This window comes from Pseudomonas sp. AC136 (assembly GCF_979258585.1).
Genome location: NZ_OZ409865.1, coordinates 963,650 through 982,926 on the forward strand (window position 1 = coordinate 963,650; position 19,277 = coordinate 982,926).

The 19,277-nt window shown below is 63.7% G+C and carries 15 protein-coding genes; 5 read left to right on the top strand and 10 right to left on the bottom strand.

All coding sequences use genetic code 11. From position 1 onward, the window contains the following. Positions 1-38: 38 nt before the first annotated feature. From ACZZZU_RS04205 to ACZZZU_RS04215, 3 genes are all read right to left on the bottom strand, one after another. On the bottom strand, positions 39-1,001 hold the full coding sequence (locus ACZZZU_RS04205; RefSeq protein WP_463549859.1) for a FecR domain-containing protein: 963 nt from the start codon (positions 999-1,001) through the stop codon (positions 39-41). Further along, positions 1,001-1,492, bottom strand: coding sequence for a sigma-70 family RNA polymerase sigma factor (locus tag ACZZZU_RS04210; protein WP_463384685.1), 492 nt, complete (start codon positions 1,490-1,492; stop codon positions 1,001-1,003). Before ACZZZU_RS04210 ends, ACZZZU_RS04205 begins: the two co-directional genes overlap by 1 nt. Before the next feature lie 141 nt (positions 1,493-1,633). Further along, positions 1,634-2,440: a cyclase family protein gene (locus ACZZZU_RS04215; RefSeq protein ID WP_463382533.1), complete on the bottom strand. Its 807-nt coding sequence runs from the start codon at positions 2,438-2,440 to the stop codon at positions 1,634-1,636. A 78-nt stretch (positions 2,441-2,518) separates the two neighbouring features. On the opposite strand from ACZZZU_RS04215, the gene ACZZZU_RS04220 reads away from it, so the two are divergent. Continuing rightward, the gene (locus ACZZZU_RS04220) at positions 2,519-2,914 is read left to right on the top strand and encodes a carboxymuconolactone decarboxylase family protein (protein ID WP_463542052.1); all 396 of its coding nucleotides are present in this window, start codon (positions 2,519-2,521) and stop codon (positions 2,912-2,914) included. Between the two features lie 9 nt (positions 2,915-2,923). Here the strand turns inward: ACZZZU_RS04220 and ACZZZU_RS04225 are convergent, their stop codons facing one another. The 4 genes from ACZZZU_RS04225 to ACZZZU_RS04240 are packed head-to-tail and all read right to left on the bottom strand — an operon-like array spanning position 2,924 to position 7,946. Then, complete coding sequence (locus ACZZZU_RS04225) at positions 2,924-5,293, bottom strand: CehA/McbA family metallohydrolase domain-containing protein (protein WP_463549860.1); 2,370 nt, start codon at positions 5,291-5,293, stop codon at positions 2,924-2,926. 43 nt (positions 5,294-5,336) lie between these two features. After that, entirely contained in the window at positions 5,337-6,086 is a 750-nt protein-coding gene (locus tag ACZZZU_RS04230; RefSeq protein WP_463384684.1) for an ABC transporter permease, read from the bottom strand. Between the two features lie 20 nt (positions 6,087-6,106). Continuing rightward, positions 6,107-7,096 (bottom strand): ABC transporter substrate-binding protein, encoded by a 990-nt coding sequence (locus ACZZZU_RS04235; RefSeq protein WP_463549861.1) that lies wholly within the window; start codon positions 7,094-7,096, stop codon positions 6,107-6,109. A 13-nt stretch (positions 7,097-7,109) separates the two neighbouring features. Continuing rightward, on the bottom strand, positions 7,110-7,946 hold the full coding sequence (locus ACZZZU_RS04240) for an ABC transporter ATP-binding protein (protein ID WP_463549862.1): 837 nt from the start codon (positions 7,944-7,946) through the stop codon (positions 7,110-7,112). A gap of 139 nt (positions 7,947-8,085) precedes the next feature. On the opposite strand from ACZZZU_RS04240, the gene ACZZZU_RS04245 reads away from it, so the two are divergent. The 3 genes from ACZZZU_RS04245 to ACZZZU_RS04255 are packed head-to-tail and all read left to right on the top strand — an operon-like array spanning position 8,086 to position 10,732. After that, on the top strand, positions 8,086-8,814 hold the full coding sequence (locus ACZZZU_RS04245; RefSeq protein WP_122498298.1) for a GntR family transcriptional regulator: 729 nt from the start codon (positions 8,086-8,088) through the stop codon (positions 8,812-8,814). Positions 8,815-8,864: 50 nt separating this feature from the next. Continuing rightward, on the top strand, positions 8,865-9,875 hold the full coding sequence (locus ACZZZU_RS04250; RefSeq protein WP_463549863.1) for an ABC transporter substrate-binding protein: 1,011 nt from the start codon (positions 8,865-8,867) through the stop codon (positions 9,873-9,875). Continuing rightward, positions 9,872-10,732: an ABC transporter permease gene (locus ACZZZU_RS04255; protein WP_463549864.1), complete on the top strand. Its 861-nt coding sequence runs from the start codon at positions 9,872-9,874 to the stop codon at positions 10,730-10,732. Before ACZZZU_RS04250 ends, ACZZZU_RS04255 begins: the two co-directional genes overlap by 4 nt. Here the strand turns inward: ACZZZU_RS04255 and ACZZZU_RS04260 are convergent. From ACZZZU_RS04260 to nirB, 3 genes are all read right to left on the bottom strand, one after another. Continuing rightward, a complete protein-coding gene (locus tag ACZZZU_RS04260) occupies positions 10,729-11,418 on the bottom strand; it encodes a substrate-binding periplasmic protein (RefSeq protein ID WP_463549865.1) in 690 nt (229 codons plus the stop codon). The genes ACZZZU_RS04255 and ACZZZU_RS04260 overlap by 4 nt on opposite strands. A gap of 275 nt (positions 11,419-11,693) precedes the next feature. Continuing rightward, entirely contained in the window at positions 11,694-12,041 is a 348-nt protein-coding gene (gene nirD, locus ACZZZU_RS04265; protein WP_463549866.1) for a nitrite reductase small subunit NirD, read from the bottom strand. After that, complete coding sequence (gene nirB / locus ACZZZU_RS04270; RefSeq protein WP_463549867.1) at positions 12,041-14,605, bottom strand: nitrite reductase large subunit NirB; 2,565 nt, start codon at positions 14,603-14,605, stop codon at positions 12,041-12,043. The genes nirD and nirB overlap by 1 nt, the downstream gene beginning before the upstream one ends. A gap of 596 nt (positions 14,606-15,201) precedes the next feature. Between nirB and ACZZZU_RS04275 the strand changes: the two genes are divergently transcribed. Next, positions 15,202-19,218: a molybdopterin-dependent oxidoreductase gene (locus ACZZZU_RS04275; protein WP_463552101.1), complete on the top strand. Its 4,017-nt coding sequence runs from the start codon at positions 15,202-15,204 to the stop codon at positions 19,216-19,218. Positions 19,219-19,277 lie beyond the last annotated feature (59 nt).

Here is a 19,277-nt window from a genome sequence, read left to right on the forward strand (position 1 = left end):
GCCTGGAATGACCGGCGAGATGAAAAAAAGGGACAGCCTCAGCCCACATTATTTTTGAGCGGCGCTTTTTTCGGCACCAGCGTGACCCAATAGCGAGTGCGCGATTGCACCTCGACCGGCAAGGTGGCGGCCAGCAGCGCCAGCACCGTGTCAGTGTTGTCGAGGCGGAAACTGCCGGTCACGTGCAGCCCTTCAAGCTCCGGCGACCAGCGCAACAGCCCGGGTCGAAAGCGGCTGAGTTCACGCAGGAAATCACCCAGCGCCTGGTTTTCGGCCACCAGCACGCCGTCGCGCCAACCCGGCTGCGACACTTCAAAGCGCCGCACCGGACTGATGCCGCCGATGTTCATGTCCACCTGCTGCCCTGCACGCAGCACCAGCGGCGCGCCGTGCAACGGCTGCACGCTGACCTCACCGGCGTATACCGAAAGGTGGCAGGCGTGCGCATTGCGGCGCACGCACAGTTCGCTGTTGGCGACCGCGACGTGCCCGTACGGCACTTGCACGGTCAGTGCCTGGTGGCCGGGCACCGTCAGGGCAAGCTCACCGCGCAGCAAGGTGACGGTGCGGGTGGCCAGGTCGATGTTCACGGCGCTGTCGGTGCTTAGCGCAACGGTGCTGCCATCGGCGAGCAGCCGACTGCTGCGCTCGCCGATGGCGGTGTGCAGGTCGGCGCTCCAGACGTCCAGCGGCAATTGGCGGCTGATCAGCCAGCCGGTCGGCACCAGCGCTGCCACCGCCAAGGCGCGTTTGAGCGCGGCGCGGCGAGCCAGGTCCGGGCGGTCCAGCGTGGCCATGGCCAATTCTGGCGGCACGCCGCTAAAGCGTTCGCGCAGCAATTGGGCTTTCTGCCAGGTGGCTTCGTGGTGGGAATGGCTGTTGCGCCACTGTTGCAGGCGGCGATGATCGTCTTCGGTGGCGGCGCCCGACTCCAGCAATGCCAGCCAGCGCGCGGCGGCGCGGGCCACTTCCACGGCTTCGCTTGCCGGCGAGGCGCGCATCACAGCTCCACCAGCAGGCAGTGTTCGTAGGCCTGGGCCATGTAGCGCTTCACCGTGCGCTCAGAAATGCCCAACTGCTCGGCGATGTCGCGGTAGCCAAGGCCATGCAACTGGCTTAACAAAAACGCGCGACGCACCGGCGCTGCCAAGCCATCGAGCAGTTCGTCCAGGGCATGCAGGGTTTCCAGCAGCAACCAGCGCTGTTCCGGTGACGGCACGCACTCTTGTGGCAGCTGCGCGAGCGCTTCCAGATACGCCTGTTCCAGGCTGCGGCGGGTGTAGAAGTTGCTGAGCAGGCGTTTGCCCACGGTGAGCAGATAGGCACGCGGCTCGCGTAAATCGGCCAGCGGTTGCGCACTGGAGAGCACGCGCAGAAAGGTGTCCTGGCTGATATCCGCCGCATCCCACGCGTTGCCGACGCGGCGTCGCAACCAGCTTTCCAGCCACGTGCGGTGCTCGCGATACAGCGCGGTCAGGCCGGGCTCCGGCATGTGCTGCGGCGTTGAGGCGACTTCAGTCATAGCGAGAGGCTCTGCCTACGAAACAAATGAGATTGATTCTATTTAAGGCAGAGCGTCATACCAAGCGATTTTATAAATCCAGGCGTTTAAAGCACCGCTGAAAACCCGATGCTACGGCAGGATGGCAAACACTCGCGCCGGAAAGCCGCTGCCCTTTTCGATTTTCGGAAAGCTCACCACAGCCAGGGCACCGGCCTCCGGCACTTGGTCGAGGTTATCGAGCAGCTCGATCTGGTAGTGGTTCTTGCCGAGGATGTACGACTCCAGCGAGTAGTCGTCTTTGCTGGTGGCGATGCCGGGATCGGTGTCAGTTGTCTCATGGCCGGAGGCGGTAATTTTTCGCGTTTCGTACAGGTACACCAACACCTCTTTGCTCCAGCCCGGATAGTGGGCCACGCCTTTGTCGTCGAGGTTTTGAATCTTGTCCTGGCTCGGCCAGCGCTTGGACCAGTCGCTACGCAGCGCCACAAACGCGCCGGCGGGAATGGCGCCGTGGCGTTTTTCCCAGGCTTTTACATCGTCGAGGGTGACGGTGTAGTCCGGGTTCTTCTGCACCTGCTGGTGAATGTCCAGCACCACCAAAGGCAGCAGCTGCTCGGTTACCGGAATCTGGTCAACGGTGCGCAGGCCAGTGTGGAAATGCGCGGGCGGATCAACGTGCGTGCCCCACTGCCCCACATGGGAATACAGGTCCACCTGGAAGCCGTCTTTCTCAATGGTGTACAGGGTTTTGCGCTGCGCCGGCTCGAAGCCTTTCCAGTGCGGAATCTGCTCGTTGTAGCTGTGGGTCAGGTCGACCCATTTATGACTTTTCAGCGACGCGTACACGTTCCATAAACCCGGCTCGGCGGCGCTGGCCGTGGCGGTGTACAGGGGCAGTAAGGCGGTGGCGGCTAACGCCAGAATGCGCAATGACATCGGTTTCTCTCCTTGATAGCGTTAGAGCAGACGGTAGTTTCCCTTCGGCTCAACGCAAAAAATATTAGGAATAAGAACATGACGTCCAAGCACTTAATCGAATATGAAAATGCCAATGCGCGCGTACGGGCGGTGTACGACGACATCAAGCAAACGCGTCAGGTTGATCAGGTCAATAACTTCTGGAAATGCATCGCCGCGCACCCCGACACCCTGGAGCGCACCTGGCAGAGCCTCAAGCAGGTGATGGCCCCGGGCGCGCTGGACGCCCTGACCAAAGAACTGATTTACGTCGCCGTCAGCGTGACCAACAACTGCCCGTATTGCATCGGCTCGCACACCGCGAGCGCGCGCAAAGCGGGCATGACCGACGAGATGTTTGGCGAGCTGCAGGCGGTAATCGGCATGGCCAACGAAACCAATCGCCTGGCCACCGGCTACCGCGTGCCGCTGGACGATGCCTTCAAAGACTGACCGCGCGCCCTACGCGCTGACAAACACCGCCGACGTCCAGATGCGCGACTGGTCGCGCTGGCGTGCGGTGATAAACAGCGGATGCTCGCGCGCCGGGTCCAGCGCCAGTTCGTCGAGCCCAATACTGCCCTGCACCTCACGCGGCAACGGCTGCTCGGTGATGCGCTCCAGCGCCACTTGCAGTTCGGCGCCCGGCAGCTTTTCCACCACGGCGCCCTGCTCCAGCAACTGCGTGCCCGACACCTGCACCTTCACGGTCGGCGCGTGCACATGGGGATGGGGCTGCAACGGATCGCCGACTTTCACGTAGGCGTCCACGCGACTGGTGAGGCTGATGCGCGCGCCCGCCAGTTGCGACAGTTCGATTTCCAGGCTGTCGGTGTCGCCATTGGTGTCGGTGCGGAAGGCCAGCGTGGTGGCGTTTTTGCGCCACACGGTTTGCTCCGGGTGATCGGCGCCGAGGAAGTTGAAGCCATTGATAACCGCGCCGGTGATCTCGATTTCGCCGCTCCAGTACGCGCCGCGGTAACGGTCTTTGATCCGCGCGCCGCCCAGACGAACCCGGACGCGGCGGCTGGAAAGCCCGGCTTCTTCATGCAGGTTGCGCGACCAGATGCACTGCTCGCCATCAAACAATTCCACCTGCTCCCAGCCGGCATCGCCAAGCAGGCGGTAGTCCAAGGTTTGTCCCGGTTCGGCGCGCAGCACGTCGCCCATCAGGTGTGAACCGACCTTCACCACGCCCACGCTGCGCTCGCCGGTGGTGGCAAAGGTGTGCCGGGCGCGCAGCGCTTTGCCGACGCCGGCGCGGTCGAAGCTGTCGGCGATTACGCCGGTGAGGCCGCCGCGCGAACCAAACACCGCCGTGGCCGGCACGCCGCCGCCGCAACGGCCCTGGTGCTCGTCACTGTTGGCCGCCGCGCCAACGCGGTAACCGCGCTGCAAGGCTTCGGCATACACCCAGTGAAACTGGCCCCAGGCCGAGCCCACTTCGATCAGGCGTTCCAGCTCGGGGTGATGCCAGTCCAGGTTGCAGCGACGCCCGCCCACGTGCGGCATCATCAGATGCCCTTCGGGATTTTTTGCGTAGGCCGCGTACAGCTCATCCACCGGCCAGGCGCCGGGTTTGATGGTGCCGGCGGTGAATTCATTCCATTCGAACGAGCGCACCAGACGCCCTTGGGCGTCGAAGGGAAACTCCGGTTTGCCGTCGTGCAGAAACACCACATTGCGGTCGCCACCGGCGCAGGAGTTGCCGCACCACTCGGTGCCTGGGTAGCAGACGAAGCGCCCCGGCTCGTTGAGTTCGCCGATCAATGCCACGGCGGCGTCCCAGCGTTTTTCGGTGATGTTGAAGTCATTGGCGGTGTAACCCAGCACGTCGAGGCCGGCCACGTCGCGGCCGTAGCTGAGGTTATAAAGCGTGTCGTTGGTGCCCACGGTGTCATCGGAATGCACATGCAAGTCGGCATACAACGGGCGAATGCCGGCGCCCGCTTCGTCGACGTTGATGTACGCCTGCGCTGGGGCGATGCCCGGCTCGTCGGGCTGCACACTCACGGACCACTCGCCCACTGCTTCCAGTTTCAGCGCGGGTACACGAACCACCGCCCAGCCTTCGGCCGCCAAGGTGATGGGCAGCGCCAGGCTGCCGCCCTGCGGACCGTTGAGCAGCAAGTTGCCGGTCAGTGGCAGGTTGCGGCAGGTGTTGCCCCAGGCATCGTCGGCGCGTATCAGCACATCGAATGGCTGCCCCTGACCGACCAGACGCGGCACGATCACCAGCATGCGCTCCGGCACGCCGGGCACGATATCGAGCAGCAAATCGCCCGGCACTTCGGCAAATTTCGAGCTGCCCAGCGGGTCGATAAACAGGCGCAGGCGGAAGTCTTTTTCGACAAAGCTCTGCACCCGCGTGCCCGCCCCGCCCTGGCGACGGTCGCCGATGCGAATAACGATGCGGTCGCCAGGGTTGAGATAGCCGTCCACGATGTCGATCAGGATGGCTTTCTGAAACGGCCGCTCGTGGCCCTTCTGATCGAAGCGCACGTTCAGGTGCTGCACGGTCGCCGGGCTTTGCCCTGGCACCAACTCGCCCGCCTGGTATTCGGCGCTCACGTAGTTGGCAGCGGTAGGGTCGGAAGTCTGGAACAGCGCCCAGTCCGAATAGAATTTGAACGCCAATTTGAGCCAGGCGCCGTCGGCCAGGCCGCTGGCGCCGACCTCGTACACGAAGGTGATTTCGTCCCACTGGCCGGCCACCAGAGTCTGGCGGTCGCAACGGATACTGCCCAGAAACGGCCGCGCCTTGTTGCGCGCATACAGGCCGACGGGGGCGGTGTATTCACCGGCTTCACGGGGATCGAACGTCTGGCTCACGGTAAGTCCTCTTGATCAAAAAAGAATGCAGCGGCGCGCCTGTTCAGGCGGCGCGCCACGCTTGGTAGTGACGCTCGATACGGCGGAACACCAGGGCTTCCATCAGCCAGGCGAGCAAGCCGATCAGCACGATGCCCAGCAGCACCTGGCTGCTGTTGCCGATTTGCCCGCCCATCGACACCATCCAGCCGATGCCTTGCGAGGCGCCGATCATTTCCGCGGCCACCAGCGCACGCCAGCCCTGGCTGAAACCAATGCGCAACGCGGCGGTGAGAAACGGCAGCGACGCCGGCAAATACACAAGGCCCAGCAGCTGCCAGCGATTGGCCCCCAAGGTGCGCGCGGCGCGTACTTCGCCGTCGCGAATGCCGAGCACGCCTTCCTGAATGGTCACGGCCATGGGGAACACGGCGGCGATAAAAATCACCAGCACGATGGAGAAAAAGCCAAAGCCGAAAATGATCAAAATCAGCGGCGCCCAGGCAATCGGCGGAATGGCCATAAACAGGCTGTTGAGCGGCGAGATGAAATCGCGAAAACGCCGCGACAAACCCGCCGCCCCGCCCAACACCACGGCCACCAGCACCGCACTGAAAAAGCCGGCCAGTTCCTCTAGCACGCTGGCCTTGAACTGCTTCCACAGCGAGCCGTCGTCAATCCAGCGCAGCGCTTCGCCTGCCACGGTCCAGGGCTGCGGCAGCACGTAGCTGGGAAAGCGGCTGGCCAGGGCAATCCACACCAGCAGCAGAAACGGCAGCGAGGCCCAGCCCCAGTTCGGTGTTGGCAGTGACAAGGCGCGTTTCATGGCTGGGCTCAACGCGAGGCTTTTTGCAGGTACGAGGTGTCCACCAGATCCTTGAGGGGAATCTGTGCGTCCATGAATTTCAGCTCGTTGGAGTAGTTCATCAGGCGCTGGATAAACGCCAGGTCCGAGGCTTGCAGCTCGGCTGACCAGCCCAGACGCTTGCGCGCTTCGGCGACGATTTCCACGCCGCTGACGGTACTGCCGTCGGCGCGCTGCACGGTTTCCAGCTTGAACGCCTCGGCAATGATCGCGTTGGCCTCAGCTGGGTGTTCGTTGAGAAAGGCGATAGCCTTGCGATGGGCGCGCAGCAGTTTCACCACGTCATCGGGGCGCTGTTTCAGGGTTTCCGGCAGGCCGATCACCACGTACCACGGGTAGTTGGGCAGCGCCTGGTTCACGTCGAGCAACAGTCGCGACGAGCCGCGCAACAGCGCCTGGCTGACAAAGGGTTCCCAAGTGAAGGCCGCATCGACAATGCCGCGTTCCAGCGCCGCGTTCATATTGCCGGGCGGCATGTCGACGATTTCGACGTCGGTGTCCGGTTCCAGCTTGGCGTTTTCTTTGAGCACGTAGCCGCGCAGCAATACGTCCATGCCGCTGCCCTTTTTCACCCCGGCCAGCTTGTGGCCTTTGAGTTCGGCGAGGCTCTTGATCGGGCTGTCGCTGCGGGTCAGCACGGCGGCCTGGCCGTAGTTGACCTTGGCCAGAATCACGCTCTTCAAACCGCGTGCGTACCACTGATACACCGGCGGCGTGCCGACGTAGGCCACATCCAATTCGTGGGCCGCGAGCGCCTGTTGAATCACTGGGCCGTCGCCCAGGGCTTTGATGTCCACCGCCAGGCCTTCGTCGCGGTAGTAGCCCTGTTTCTCGGCGACGATAACCGGCGCGTTGGCCATGGCCATCACGTAGCCGATACGCAGCGGTTCAGCGGCCTGGGCGCCACCCAGCCAGGAAGTAGCCGCCAGTGCGACGGGCAACAGCAGTGCTTTGATCATGAAATTCTCGATATCAGGAAGTGAGTTCAGGAAGCGACGGCGACTGCGCCATGACGTCGCCGATGCGTTCCATCAGCTCGTTGCGATAGTCGAGAAAAGCCGGCAAGCGGCGGGTGTCACGGTTGGTGCGGGGGCGCGGCAAGTCGATGGCGAGCTCGCTGTGAACGCCCCCTGGGGCAATGTTCAGCACCACCACACGGTCGGCGAGAAACACCGCTTCGTCGATGTCGTGGGTAATGAACAACACGGTCTGGCCCAGCTCGGCCCACAGCCGCAGGGTTTCTTCATTCATGCTGTTGCGGCTGATGGCATCGAGCGCGGCGAACGGTTCGTCCATCAGCAGTACCTGCGGCTCCAGCGCCAGCGTGCGGGCCAGCGCCACGCGCTGCTGCATGCCGCCCGACAGCTGGCGCGGCAAGCGCTCGGCAGCCGCTTCCAGGCCGACCAACCGCAGGTAATGCAGCGCCTTTTCACGCTGCGCCGCCACATTCTGCTCACCGGCCACACGCAAGCCGAAACGTACGTTTTCCAGCGCGCTTAGCCAGGGAAACAGCTGCGGGCTTTGGAACACATAACCCAGCGCCGGCAACTCCGGGCGCGCCGCTTCGCCGTGCACCAGCAAGCGCCCGGCCTGGGGTTTCTGAAAGCCGGACAGCAGGTTCAGCAAGGTGGTTTTGCCGCAGCCGGACGGCCCGAGAATGGCCACGAACTCGCCTGGCTTGGCACTCAGGCTGAAGTCGCGAAACACCACATGGCCGTTGGGGTAGGCGAAATGCGCGGCATCGACCTGCAAGGCGGGCTGTGGCAAGGCGAACTGTGGCATGGCGAGTTGGGTCTGGAATCGGGACATGGCAGGCGCCGTAAGGTCATTTATACTGTCTGTGGTCGTCATAATACGTATTAATACAAGTTAGCCCCAAGACTGAAAATTCATAACCTTAGAAGCAAGCGGCCGACTGCCCTGCTTCTCGCGCTCAGGACTTCTCACCGTGACCTTGCAACGCGACAGTTCCACCTCGCTTTACGAGCAGATCGCTCACCAATTGCTGACGGAAATCCAGCAAGGCCACTTTGGCGCGCTGGGCAAATTGCCGTCGGAATCCGAGCTGGTGGAGCGCTTCCAGGTCAGCCGCGTGACCATCCGTTTGGCCCTCGCCAAGTTGGGCGATGACGGCGTGGTGGAGCGCAAGCAAGGCAAGGGCACCTTTGTGGCCGCGCAACAGGTGCGCCACGACCTCGACGCCCTGCGCAGCTTTCACGACTCGCTGGTCTTGCAAGGCCTGGCGCCGACCATGCGCCTGCTCGCCCATCGCCGCGTGGCAGTGCCGGACGAGCTGACCGCGCTGTTCAGCGAGGCTTGCGTGATGGTCGAGCGCTTGCACACTGTGGACGACGAACCCATCGCCTTCGCCCGCAGCTACCTCACCGCCGAGCTGGCTGACGTCGACTGGCCCAGCGTCGAACAAGAGCCGCTGTACTCGGTGCTGGAACGCGTCACCGGCAAACCCGTGGTGCGCGCCGACATGGCCATTCGCGCCCGCGAGGCCGACAAAAAACTGGCCGAGCACCTGGGCATCAAACGCGGCACGGCGCTGTTGGTGATGCAGCGCACCTCATGGTTTGACGAGCAGCAGTGCTGCGACCGCACCACCTTTTATATCCGCCCCGAACGCTATGAATTTGTTCTCAGCGGCGTGTTCAAAAACCGTCAGGCGTAAAAGAAATCGCCTAGGATTCGCAACGACTCTCCGCACAAAAGGAACGCGCGATGCATTCGATTACTCGCTGGCTGGGCGGCGCTGCACTGGCTTTCACCTTGTTAATGCCAACGGCGCACGCGGCCGAGCCGAAGCCGATTTACTTCGGCGACCTCACCTGGGAAAGCGGCAGCCTGATCACCGAAGTGCTGCGCGTGCTGGTGGAAAAAGGCTATGGCTTGAAGACCGACACCCAGCCCGGCAGCACCGTCAGCCTGGAAGTGGCCCTGGCGCGCAACGACATTCAGGTGATCGGCGAAGAATGGGCCGGCCGCAGCCCCGCCTGGGTCAAAGCCGAGGCCGAAGGCAAAGTGTTTGGCCTGGGCGACATCGTTAAAAACGCCGATGAAGGCTGGTGGGTGCCGGACTATGTGATTCATGGCGATGCCGCCAAAGGCATCAAGGCCGTGGCGCCGGACTTGCGTTCGGTCAGCGATTTGCCGCGCTACGCCGAGGTGTTTCGCGACGCCGAGCAACCGGAAAAAGGCCGCTTCCTCAACAGCCCCGCCGGCTGGACCTCGGAAGTGGTCAACACGCAAAAACTCAAAGCCTATGGCCTGAGCGACAGCTACGTGAACTTCCGCACCGGCTCGGGTGCTGCGCTGGACGCGGAAATCACCTCGTCCATTCGCCGGGGCAAACCGGTGCTGTTCTATTACTGGTCGCCCACCCCGCTAATGGGCCGCTACAAGCTAGTGCGTCTGGAAGAACCGGCCTTCGACGGCGACGCCTGGAAAACCCTCACCGACAGCAAAAACCCCAACCCACGCGGCAGCCGTTCGCTGGCCGCGCGCTTGTCGATTGGTGTGTCGGCGCCCTTCCGTGCGCAACACCCCGAGCTGGTGGCGATGTTTGAAAAGGTCGACTTCCCCATCGCCCTGCTCAACACCACGCTGGCGAGCATGAGCGAACAACGCCAATCGCCACGCGCCGCTGCCGAGGCATTTTTAAAAGCCAATCCGCAGGTCTGGCAGGCGTGGGTCAGTGACCAAGCGCGCAGCAAGGTCGAGGCGGCGCTGTGAGTTCAGGCTTTCCCGAAAGCCTGCACCACTCCATCGCCGAGCCGGTAAACCGCCTGGTTGATGGCTTGGTCGTCAACTATGGCGACCAGTTGCGGCAAGTGGCCGACACCTTGTTGTTGGGCGTGACCTGGCTGGAAAGCGGCTTGCGCGCCCTGCCCTGGTGGCTGCTGCTGATAGGGGTATTCGCCCTCGCCTGGCATGCCGGGCGCAGTTGGAAACGGGCGCTGGCGCTGGTGGCACTGATGTTTCTGATTGGCGTGGTCGGCCTGTGGGACAAGCTGCTGCAAACCTGCGCGTTGGTGCTGGTGGCCACCGGCTTGTGCGTGCTGCTCGGCGTGCCCATCGGCGTGCTGCTCGCCTTCCGGCCCACGGCGCGGCGGGTAATCATGCCGGTGCTCGATGTGATGCAGACGCTGCCCAGTTTTGTGTACCTGATTCCGGTGCTGATGCTGTTTGGCCTGGGCAAGATTCCGGCGATTTTCGCCACCCTCATCTACGCGCTGCCGCCGCTGATTCGCCTCACCGACCTGGGCTTGCGCCAGGTCGACACCTCGGTGCGCGAAGCCGCACGTTGCCTGGGTGCTACGCGCTGGCAAGTGCTGCGCAATGTCGAGCTGCCGCTTGCGCTGCCGAGCATCATGGCCGGGCTGAACCAGACGGTGATGATGGCGCTGTCGATGGTGGTGGTCGCCTCGATGATTGGCGCACGCGGGCTGGGTGAAGAAGTGCTGGTGGGCATTCAAACCCTGGATGTCGGCCGTGGCGTGGAAGCCGGCCTGGCGATTGTGGCGCTGGCCGTGATCATCGACCGCATCACCCAGGATTACGGCCGCCGCGAATCAACCAAACCGGGCTAGTTGTCCACGCTAAGGCCATGGCGTTCAGCGATGGCCTTGTACACGCCGTTGCGCCGCAGCTTGGCCAGCGCCTGATTGAAGCGCTCGAGCAACGCTTCGGTCTGCGGGTAATTGCGCGAGGTCATCAGGTAGTTGTGGCCGACCGCCAGCGGTGTTTCCAGCGTACGAAAGCTGGCGTGATCCTCGGCTGGAAAATGCTTGCGAATCACGTCCCAGCCGACCACGTCCACCGCCGGCGCCAGGTCTACGCGCCCGGCTCGCAGTTTTTTGAAACTGGACTCCTCGCTGGTCGCCGACTCCACCTGTAAACCGGCCTCAGCCAGCAGCGCCTCGTAGTAATAACCGCGCACGCCGCCGATTCGGTATTCCTGCAATTCACTCAACGCTTCAAACGTGCGCGGATAGCCCTGATCTGTCGGGCTGTAATAGAAAAACAAGGTTTTCTTGGCATACAGCGGCTGTGAGAACAGAAACCTGGCATCGCGCTCCGGCGTCGGCACATACGGCATGGTCGCCCACACCTTGGCGTCATCCGTCTCGCGCTCACAGCGCGGCCACGGCATAAAGCGGAAGGCGAATTTCACGCCCATTTCCTTGCCCACTTCCGGCAACAGCTCGGTGAGAAAACTGTTTTTCGGGTTGGCACTGACGAAAGGCGGCAGCTCGCTGGTGGCGATGGTGAGCACGGGCGTGGCGGCCTGCGCCGGGCCACTTAGCGCGGCCAGGCAGAGGCTGGTGAGGATGAGCCGTTTGATTGGATTGTCCGCCTGGGTGGCACGCTGAGGGAGTTATAGAACTCTAGACAATTTAAATCTGGGCGGGAGTCGGAACGGTGGTGGATTCGGCCCTCACCCCTAGCCCCTCTCCCGTAAACGGGAGAGGGGAATTGACCGAGGTGGCGCGGCATACACGGTTAAGCCCCCTCTCCCGCTCGCGGGAGAGGGTTGGGGTGAGGGGGCCGTTAAGCCAAAAACACCTCCACCACCTCCCCACTCACCCGCACCGGCCACACCTTCAACGCCTGCTCCGGGTATTCCAGGCAGGTGCCGTCCTGCAAGCGGAAGTGCTGCTTGTACAACGGCGCCGCCACCACCAGATCCCCCGCCAGGCTGCCGATAATTCCGCGGCCAATCACATTGGCGCCCGACAACGGGTCGCGGTTTTCCACGGCGAATATCTGCTCGCCATCGGGCAGGTAAAACAGCGCCACCTGCACGCCGTCCACCAGCGACACCACACCGGAATTCGCCACCAAATCCGCCCGCGCGCACACGCCGGTCCAACCTTGTTCCCGTGCCATGGCCTGCATCACACCACCTCCACTGCATTGATCAGCTTGAGTTCGTCGAGCTGAATCGGGCGAATCTGCCCGCGCTCTTTGACGAAGTGAATATCCGGGTCGCCGCCCTTGGCATTGACGAAGGTGCGGAAGCGTTTGAGTTTTTCCGGGTCTTTCAGGGCATTTGCCCATTCGCATTCGTAGCGGTCGACCACCAGCTGCATCTGCGCCTCCAGCTCGGCGGCCAGGCCCAGGCTGTCGTCGATGACCACGGCCTTGAGGTAATCCAGGCCGCCCTCCAGGCTTTCGCGCCACACCGAGGTGCGTTGCAGCTTGTCGGCGGTGCGGATGTAGAGCATCAGGAAACGGTCGATGTAACGGATCAGCGTCTCGTCATCGAGGTCAGTGGCGAACAGTTCGGCGTGACGTGGGCGCATGCCGCCGTTGCCGCTGATGTACAGGTTCCAGCCTTTCTCGGTGGCGATCACGCCGACGTCTTTGCTCTGCGCTTCGGCGCATTCGCGGGTGCAGCCGGACACGGCGAACTTGAGCTTGTGCGGCGAGCGCAGGCCCTTGTAACGGTCTTCGATAAACAGCGCCATCTTCACGCTGTCCTGCACGCCGTAGCGGCACCAGGTGCTGCCGACGCAACTCTTCACGGTGCGGGTCGACTTGCCGTAGGCGTGGCCGGTTTCAAAGCCGGCGGCAATCAGTTCGCCCCAGATATCCGGCAGCTCGTGCAACTGCGCGCCGAACAGGTCGATGCGCTGACCGCCGGTGATCTTGGTGTACAGGTCGTATTTTTTCGCCACGGCGCCAATGGCGATCAGGCCGTCCGGGGTGATCTCGCCACCGGGAATACGCGGCACCACCGAGTAGGTGCCGTTCTTCTGCATGTTGGCCATAAAGGTGTCGTTGGTGTCTTGCAGCGGCACCAGCCACGGTTCCTGAATCGGGCGGTTCCAGCACGAGGCGAGAATCGAGCCGATGGCAGGCTTGCAGATGTCGCAGCCGACATGGCCTTTGCCGTGGCGGGCGAGCATGTCTTCGAAGGTTTCGATGCCGCCGACGCGCACCAGCGAGTACAGCTCTTGGCGCGTATAGGCGAAGTGCTCGCACAGGCTCTTGTCGACCACCACACCGCGCGCAGTCAGTTCGTGCTCGAACACTTGCTTGAGCAAGCCCGCGCAGCCGCCGCAACCGGTGGCCGCCTTGGTGTGCGACTTGAGGCCGGCGAGGTCGCTGCAACCGTTGTCGATGGCGCAGCAGATCGCGCCTTTGCTGACGTTATGGCACGAGCACACGGTGGCCGTGGCGGGCAGCGCGTCCACGCCCAGGGCCGGGGCGGCGGCGCCTTGGGGCAGAATCAGGCTCGCCGGGTCGGCCGGCAAGGTGATGCCGTTCTGCACGTATTGCAGCAGCGTGTCGTAGTAACTGTTGTCGCCCACCAGCACGGCGCCAAGGGCCTGTTTGCCGTCAGCGGAAACGATCAAACGGCGATAGGTGGAGGTGGCTTCGTCGATAAACCGGTAGCTGCGCGCACCTTGGGTGGCGCCGTGGGCATCGCCGATGGAGCCCACGTCCACGCCCAGCAGTTTCAGCTTGGTCGACATGTCGGCGCCGAGAAATGGCTGGGCGCTGTCATCGCTCAAGCCCACCGCGTCGCACAGTTGCGCGGCCACGCTGCGGGCCATCTGATAACCCGGCGCGACCAAACCGAAAATGCTGCCGTTCCACGCCGCGCATTCGCCGATGGCGAAAATACGTGCATCGCTGCTGCGGCACTGGCTGTCGATGGCGATGCCGCCACGGGCGCCCAGTTCCAGCTCGCAGGCTTTGGCCAGGGCGTCTTGCGGACGAATGCCGGCGGAGAACACGATCAGGTCGGTTTCCAGAAATTCGTCGTTGGCGAAGTTCATGCGGTAGCGGTACTCGCTGCCCGGCGTGATCGACTGGGTGCCGCGCGACAGGTGCACGCTCACGCCCAATTCCTCGATGCGTGCTTTCAGCGCCTGGCCGCCGTGGTCGTCCAGTTGCACCGGCATCAGGCGCGGCGCGAACTCCACCACATGGGCTTCAAGGCCGAGAGACTTCAGCGCATTCGCCGCTTCCAGCCCCAGCAAGCCGCCGCCGACTACCACGCCACGGCGGGCGTTTTTCGCCGCTGCCTGAATGGTGTCCAGATCCGCCAAGGTGCGGTAGACCAAACGCGAGTCGCCGGCCGCGCCTTCAATCGGCGGCACGAACGGATAGGAACCGGTGGCCAACACCAACTGGTCGAACGGCACGCAGCCGTTGGCGGTGATCACTTCCTGGCGAGCGCGGTCAATTTCCAGCACCGGCACACCCAGATGCAGGGTCACGCCGGGCGTGTGATACAGCGCGGCATCGCCCAAGGCCAACGACTCGGCATCGCGGCCGCCGAAGTACTCGGACAGATGCACACGGTCATAAGCGCGCAGCGGTTCTTCGCTGAACACCTCGATGCGGTAATGCGCCAGGGCGCCCCGCTCCACCAGTTGCTCGACACAGTGATGGCCCACCATGCCGTTGCCGATTACCACCAGGGTTTGCAGTTCATTTGTGCTGTTCATAGACGTACCTGCCAGAGCCAACGCGGTTTTGTCGAAGCAAAAAAAAAGCGCCCGGAACCAAAAAGGTTCCAGGCGCCTTTGCCTGTTCGTGCTGCCGGCCCTTGAGCCATGCAGTCATGTAGTTACCCGGGCCGGTTGCGGCCAGACGATCGCCATTGATCGACAGGGCATCCCACACGCAGCAACGCGGCGGGTTGCAGTCACGTATGCAGCGGTTGTGCCAGAAGGAAAACAACAACGGCGCAGAGGCCGTGGCGTGGGGGTTTTGCGCGATGGCGTGGGCTCGTTGCCGCGCCCGAATCTGGAGCCAAAACAGTGCGACCACCTGCCAGACGCCCCAATTCGGACCCAAGAAACCCTGTAGGAGCGGCTTTAGCCGCGATGCTCTTAACAGCCAAAGCATCGCGGCTAAAGCCGCTCCCACAGGGTCGTGCAAGGGCTCGCGAGGGTGTTGGCCCAGCCATTGCTACACACAGGCAAAGGCCATCAACGTCGGTGGCCGCACATTCAGGCAAAGGCGCCATGCAGCCCCGTTGAAAAACGGTGCGCTGCATGGCGCCTTTTTCGTTTCAGCGGGGAATGGCATGGGCGACATCATCACCAGCAAAAGCGTACGCAGCGTGTGCCCTTATTGCGGCGTGGGCTGCGGCATTGTCATGCAGGTGGAAAACAACCTGATCGTCAAAGTGTCCGGCGACAAACAGCACCCCACCAATGCCGGCCGGCTGTGCACCAAGGGCAGCACCTGCGGCCAGGCCGTTGCCAACAGCGGGCGCATGGAGCATGCCTTTATGCGCCAGGAGCGCACCCGCGACCCGGTGCGTGTGGGCATTGAACAGGCCATCGAGGCCACGGCCAGCCGCCTGCGCAGCATCATCGACACCCACGGGCCAGACGCCGTGGCCTTGTATGTGTCCGGGCAAATGTCGCTGGAGGCCCAGTACCTGGCAAACAAACTGGCCAAGGGTTTTATCCGCAGCCGGCATATCGAATCCAACTCGCGGCTGTGCATGGCCAGCGCTGGCAGCGGCTACAAACTGTCGCTCGGCGCCGACGGCCCGCCCGGCTCGTACGACGATTTCGAGCACAGCGATGTGTTTGTGGTGATTGGCTCGAACATGGCCGACTGTCACCCGATTCTGTTTCTGCGCCTGCTCGACCGCTTGAAGGCCGGCGCCAAACTGGTGGTCATCGACCCGCGCCGCAGCGCCACGGCCGACAAGGCCGATCTGTTTTTGCAGATTCGTCCCGGCACCGACCTGGCCCTGCTCAACGGCCTGCTGCACCTGCTGGTCGCCAATGGCCACAGCGACAAAACCTTTATCGAATCCTTCACCGACGGCTGGGAGGTGATGGACGATTTTCTCGCGCTCTACACGCCCGCCTACGTCGCCGAAATCACCGGCCTCGCCGAAGCCGATATCCGCCAGACCGCGCAATGGATCGGTGAAGCCGCCAACTGGATGAGCTGCTGGACCATGGGCCTGAACCAGAGCATCCACGGCACCTGGCACACCAACGCGCTGTGCAACTTGCACCTGGCCACCGGCGCCATTTGCCGGCCGGGCAGCGGACCGTTTTCCCTCACCGGCCAGCCCAACGCCATGGGCGGCCGCGAGATGGGCTATATGGGCCCCGGTTTGCCTGGGCAGCGCTCGGCACTGGTGGCCGACGACCGCCAATTTATCGAACAGCTGTGGGCACTGGAACCTGGCGCCATTCGCGCTGAAGCCGGCGACGGCACGGTGGCGATGTTCGAACAGATGAAGGCCGGGGCGATCAAGGCTTGCTGGATCATCTGCACCAACCCGGTGGCCAGCGCGCCCAATCGGCAGACCGTTATCGAGGCGCTGCAAGCGGCCGAGCTGGTGATCACCCAGGACGCCTACCTCGACACCGAAACCAACCGTTACGCCGACATTCTGCTGCCCGGCGCGCTGTGGGCCGAAGCCGAGGGCGTGATGATCAACTCCGAGCGCAACCTCACCCTGATGCAGGCGGCCGTGCAGCCGCCCGGCGACACCCTGCCCGACTGGCAACTGATCGCCCGCGTCGCCTGCGCCATGGGCTACAGCGAGGCCTTCAGCTACACCAGCGCCGAGCAGGTATTCGAAGAAATCAAACAGGCTGCCAACCCCGGCACCGGCTATGACATTCGCGGCGCCAGCTACGCCCGCTTGCAGCAGGCGCCGGTGCAATGGCCGTGCGCGAGCGAGGCGGCAAGCGAGCGCAACCCCATTCGCTATCGCAGCGAAACCACCCTGCGGTTCCCCACCGCCAGCGGCAAAGCGCAGTTCTTCGCCCGCCCTTATCTGCCGCCCGCCGAACTGCCCGACGACGACTACCCGCTGGTGCTCAACACCGGCCGCGTGCAGCACCAATGGCACACGCTGACCAAGACCGGCAAGGTGCCAAGCCTGAACAAACTCAACCCCGGCCCGTTTGTGGAAATTCACCCCAGCGACGCTGCGCGGTTGGGCATTCGCGCCGGCAGCAAGGTGGAAATTCGCTCACGGCGTGGCCGCGCGGTGTTGCCGGCCGTGGTCAGCGACCGGGTGCAGCTGGGCAACTGCTTTGCGCCGTTCCACTGGAACGATGTGTTTGGCGAGCAGTTGGCAATCAACGCTGTGACCAGCGACGCCATCGACCCGATTTCCCTGCAGCCGGCGTTCAAGTTCTGCGCGGTCGCCTTGCACCCGGTCAGCCCACCCGACGAAGCGCTGCCCTCGCCTCTCGCCAAGGAATTTGCTCCGATGACAATCGATGCCTTCGCCCGCCAGCTCAACCTCGACAGCCCGGCACCACTGGCGCTGGCCAGCGAAGAGCAGCTGTATATGCAAGGTTTTCTGCTGGGCCTGCGCAACGAGCAAGCACGCCAGGCCGGCGTGCCGACGCTGCCCGCCAGCGCCCCCTTTGCGCCGAACAACCGGCTGTTGGTCAACGGTTTGCTGGCCGGTTTGTTCTCCCGTGCCGCTGAAACGCCCAGCGCCGAAACTGACAGCGGCGAGGCGCCGTGGCTGGTGCTCTGGGCTTCGCAAACCGGCAACAGCGAAACCCTTGCCGCCACCTGCGCCGAACGCCTGGGCAGCGCCGGTCAGCGGGCGAAGTTGCAAGCCATGGACGAGGCCAAGCTGGACGACCTGCGCAACGCCGCCGGCGTGCTGTTAGTGACCAGCACCTTTGGCGACGGCGACCCGCCCGACAACGCCAGCGACTTCTGGCACAGCCTGCAAAGCGCCGAGGCCGACGCCCTGGTTAACAGCCGTTTCAGCGTGCTGGCCTTGGGCGATTCGAGCTATCAGCAATTCTGCGGCTTCGGCCGCAAACTCGACGAACGCCTGGCCGCCCTCGGTGCCGAGCGTTTGCAGCCGCGCCTGGAATGCGAGCCGGACTTCCACGCCCCCGCCGAGCAATGGCTGACGCAGCTGTGCAGCCGTTTCGCCAGCAACAGCGCCGCGCCCACCGTACTGCGCCCGACACCGAGCGAAAGCAGCACCTTCAACCGCGCCAACCCGTTGCGGACCCGCCTGGTACATAACCAAGTGCTCAACGGCGCCGGCTCAGTCAAAGAAACCCGCCATCTTGCCTTCGACCTCAGCGGCCACGACTTCCCCTACCAGGCCGGCGACGCCCTGGGCGTGTGGCCGAGCAACGACGCCGCGCTGGTCGATGAACTGCTCGCCACCCTGCGGCTCGACGGCGAAAGCGCCGTGGACCTCGACAATCAGGCGCCGATGCCGCTGCGCGAAGCCCTGACCGAGCACCTGGAAATCGCCCGCATCAGCCCCGACCTGCTGCGCCGCGTGGCCGGGCACAACGGCAGTCCGTTTCTGCAAGAACTGCTGCACGAAGGCAATCAGGCGGCGCTGCAAGACTGGCTGTGGGGCCGCCAGGTGCCGACGCTGCTGCGCGAATACCCCATCGCCCTCGACGCTCAGCAACTAGCGCGCCTGCTCAAACCCTTGCAACCACGGCTGTACTCCATCAGCTCCAGCCCAACGGTGACGCCAAACGAAGTGCACCTGACCGTCGCCGTGGTGCGTTACCAGCATCAAGGCCAGGCCCGTGGCGGCGTGTGCTCGACCTTTCTCGCCGACCGCGCCGCCAACACCGGCGTGCGCATCTTCCTGCAACGCTCCACCCACTTCCGCCCGCCGCAAGACCCGGCCACGCCGCTGATCATGATCGGCCCCGGCACCGGCATCGCCCCGTTCCGCGCCTTTTTGCAGGAACGTCAGGCCCAAGGCGGCAACGGAAAAAACTGGCTGTTCTTCGGCGAACAGCGCGCCGTGGGCGACTTCTACTACCACGACGAACTGCGCACCTGGCAACGCAGCGGCTTGCTCACGCGCCTGGACACCGCGTTCTCGCGCGACCAGGCCGAGAAGATCTACGTGCAGCAACGCATGCTCGAAGAAGGCGCCGCCATCTGGCAATGGCTGCAACAAGGCGCCTACGTGTGCGTGTGCGGGGACGCCAGCCGCATGGCCAAGGACGTGGACGCCGCGCTGAAAAAGATTGTGCAGGTGCACGGCAAAATGACCGCTGGGGCGGCTACGTTGTATGTGAGTGGGATGAGCAAGGATCGGCGGTATTTGCGGGATGTGTACTAGCGGCACATATCACCTGTGGGAGCGGCTTTAGCCGCGATGCTGTTGATTTGCAGGCCCGG

Coding starts and splice junctions, on each gene's coding strand:
- ACZZZU_RS04235 (WP_463549861.1), bottom strand. CDS start 7,096: ATGATCAAAGCACTGCTGTTGCCCGTCGCACTGGCGGCTACTTCCTGG.
- ACZZZU_RS04250 (WP_463549863.1), top strand. CDS start 8,865: ATGCATTCGATTACTCGCTGGCTGGGCGGCGCTGCACTGGCTTTCACC.
- ACZZZU_RS04240 (WP_463549862.1), bottom strand. CDS start 7,946: ATGTCCCGATTCCAGACCCAACTCGCCATGCCACAGTTCGCCTTGCCA.
- nirB (WP_463549867.1), bottom strand. CDS start 14,605: ATGAACAGCACAAATGAACTGCAAACCCTGGTGGTAATCGGCAACGGC.
- ACZZZU_RS04215 (WP_463382533.1), bottom strand. CDS start 2,440: ATGTCATTGCGCATTCTGGCGTTAGCCGCCACCGCCTTACTGCCCCTG.
- nirD (WP_463549866.1), bottom strand. CDS start 12,041: ATGCAGGCCATGGCACGGGAACAAGGTTGGACCGGCGTGTGCGCGCGG.
- ACZZZU_RS04220 (WP_463542052.1), top strand. CDS start 2,519: ATGACGTCCAAGCACTTAATCGAATATGAAAATGCCAATGCGCGCGTA.
- ACZZZU_RS04210 (WP_463384685.1), bottom strand. CDS start 1,492: ATGCCGGAGCCCGGCCTGACCGCGCTGTATCGCGAGCACCGCACGTGG.
- ACZZZU_RS04205 (WP_463549859.1), bottom strand. CDS start 1,001: ATGCGCGCCTCGCCGGCAAGCGAAGCCGTGGAAGTGGCCCGCGCCGCC.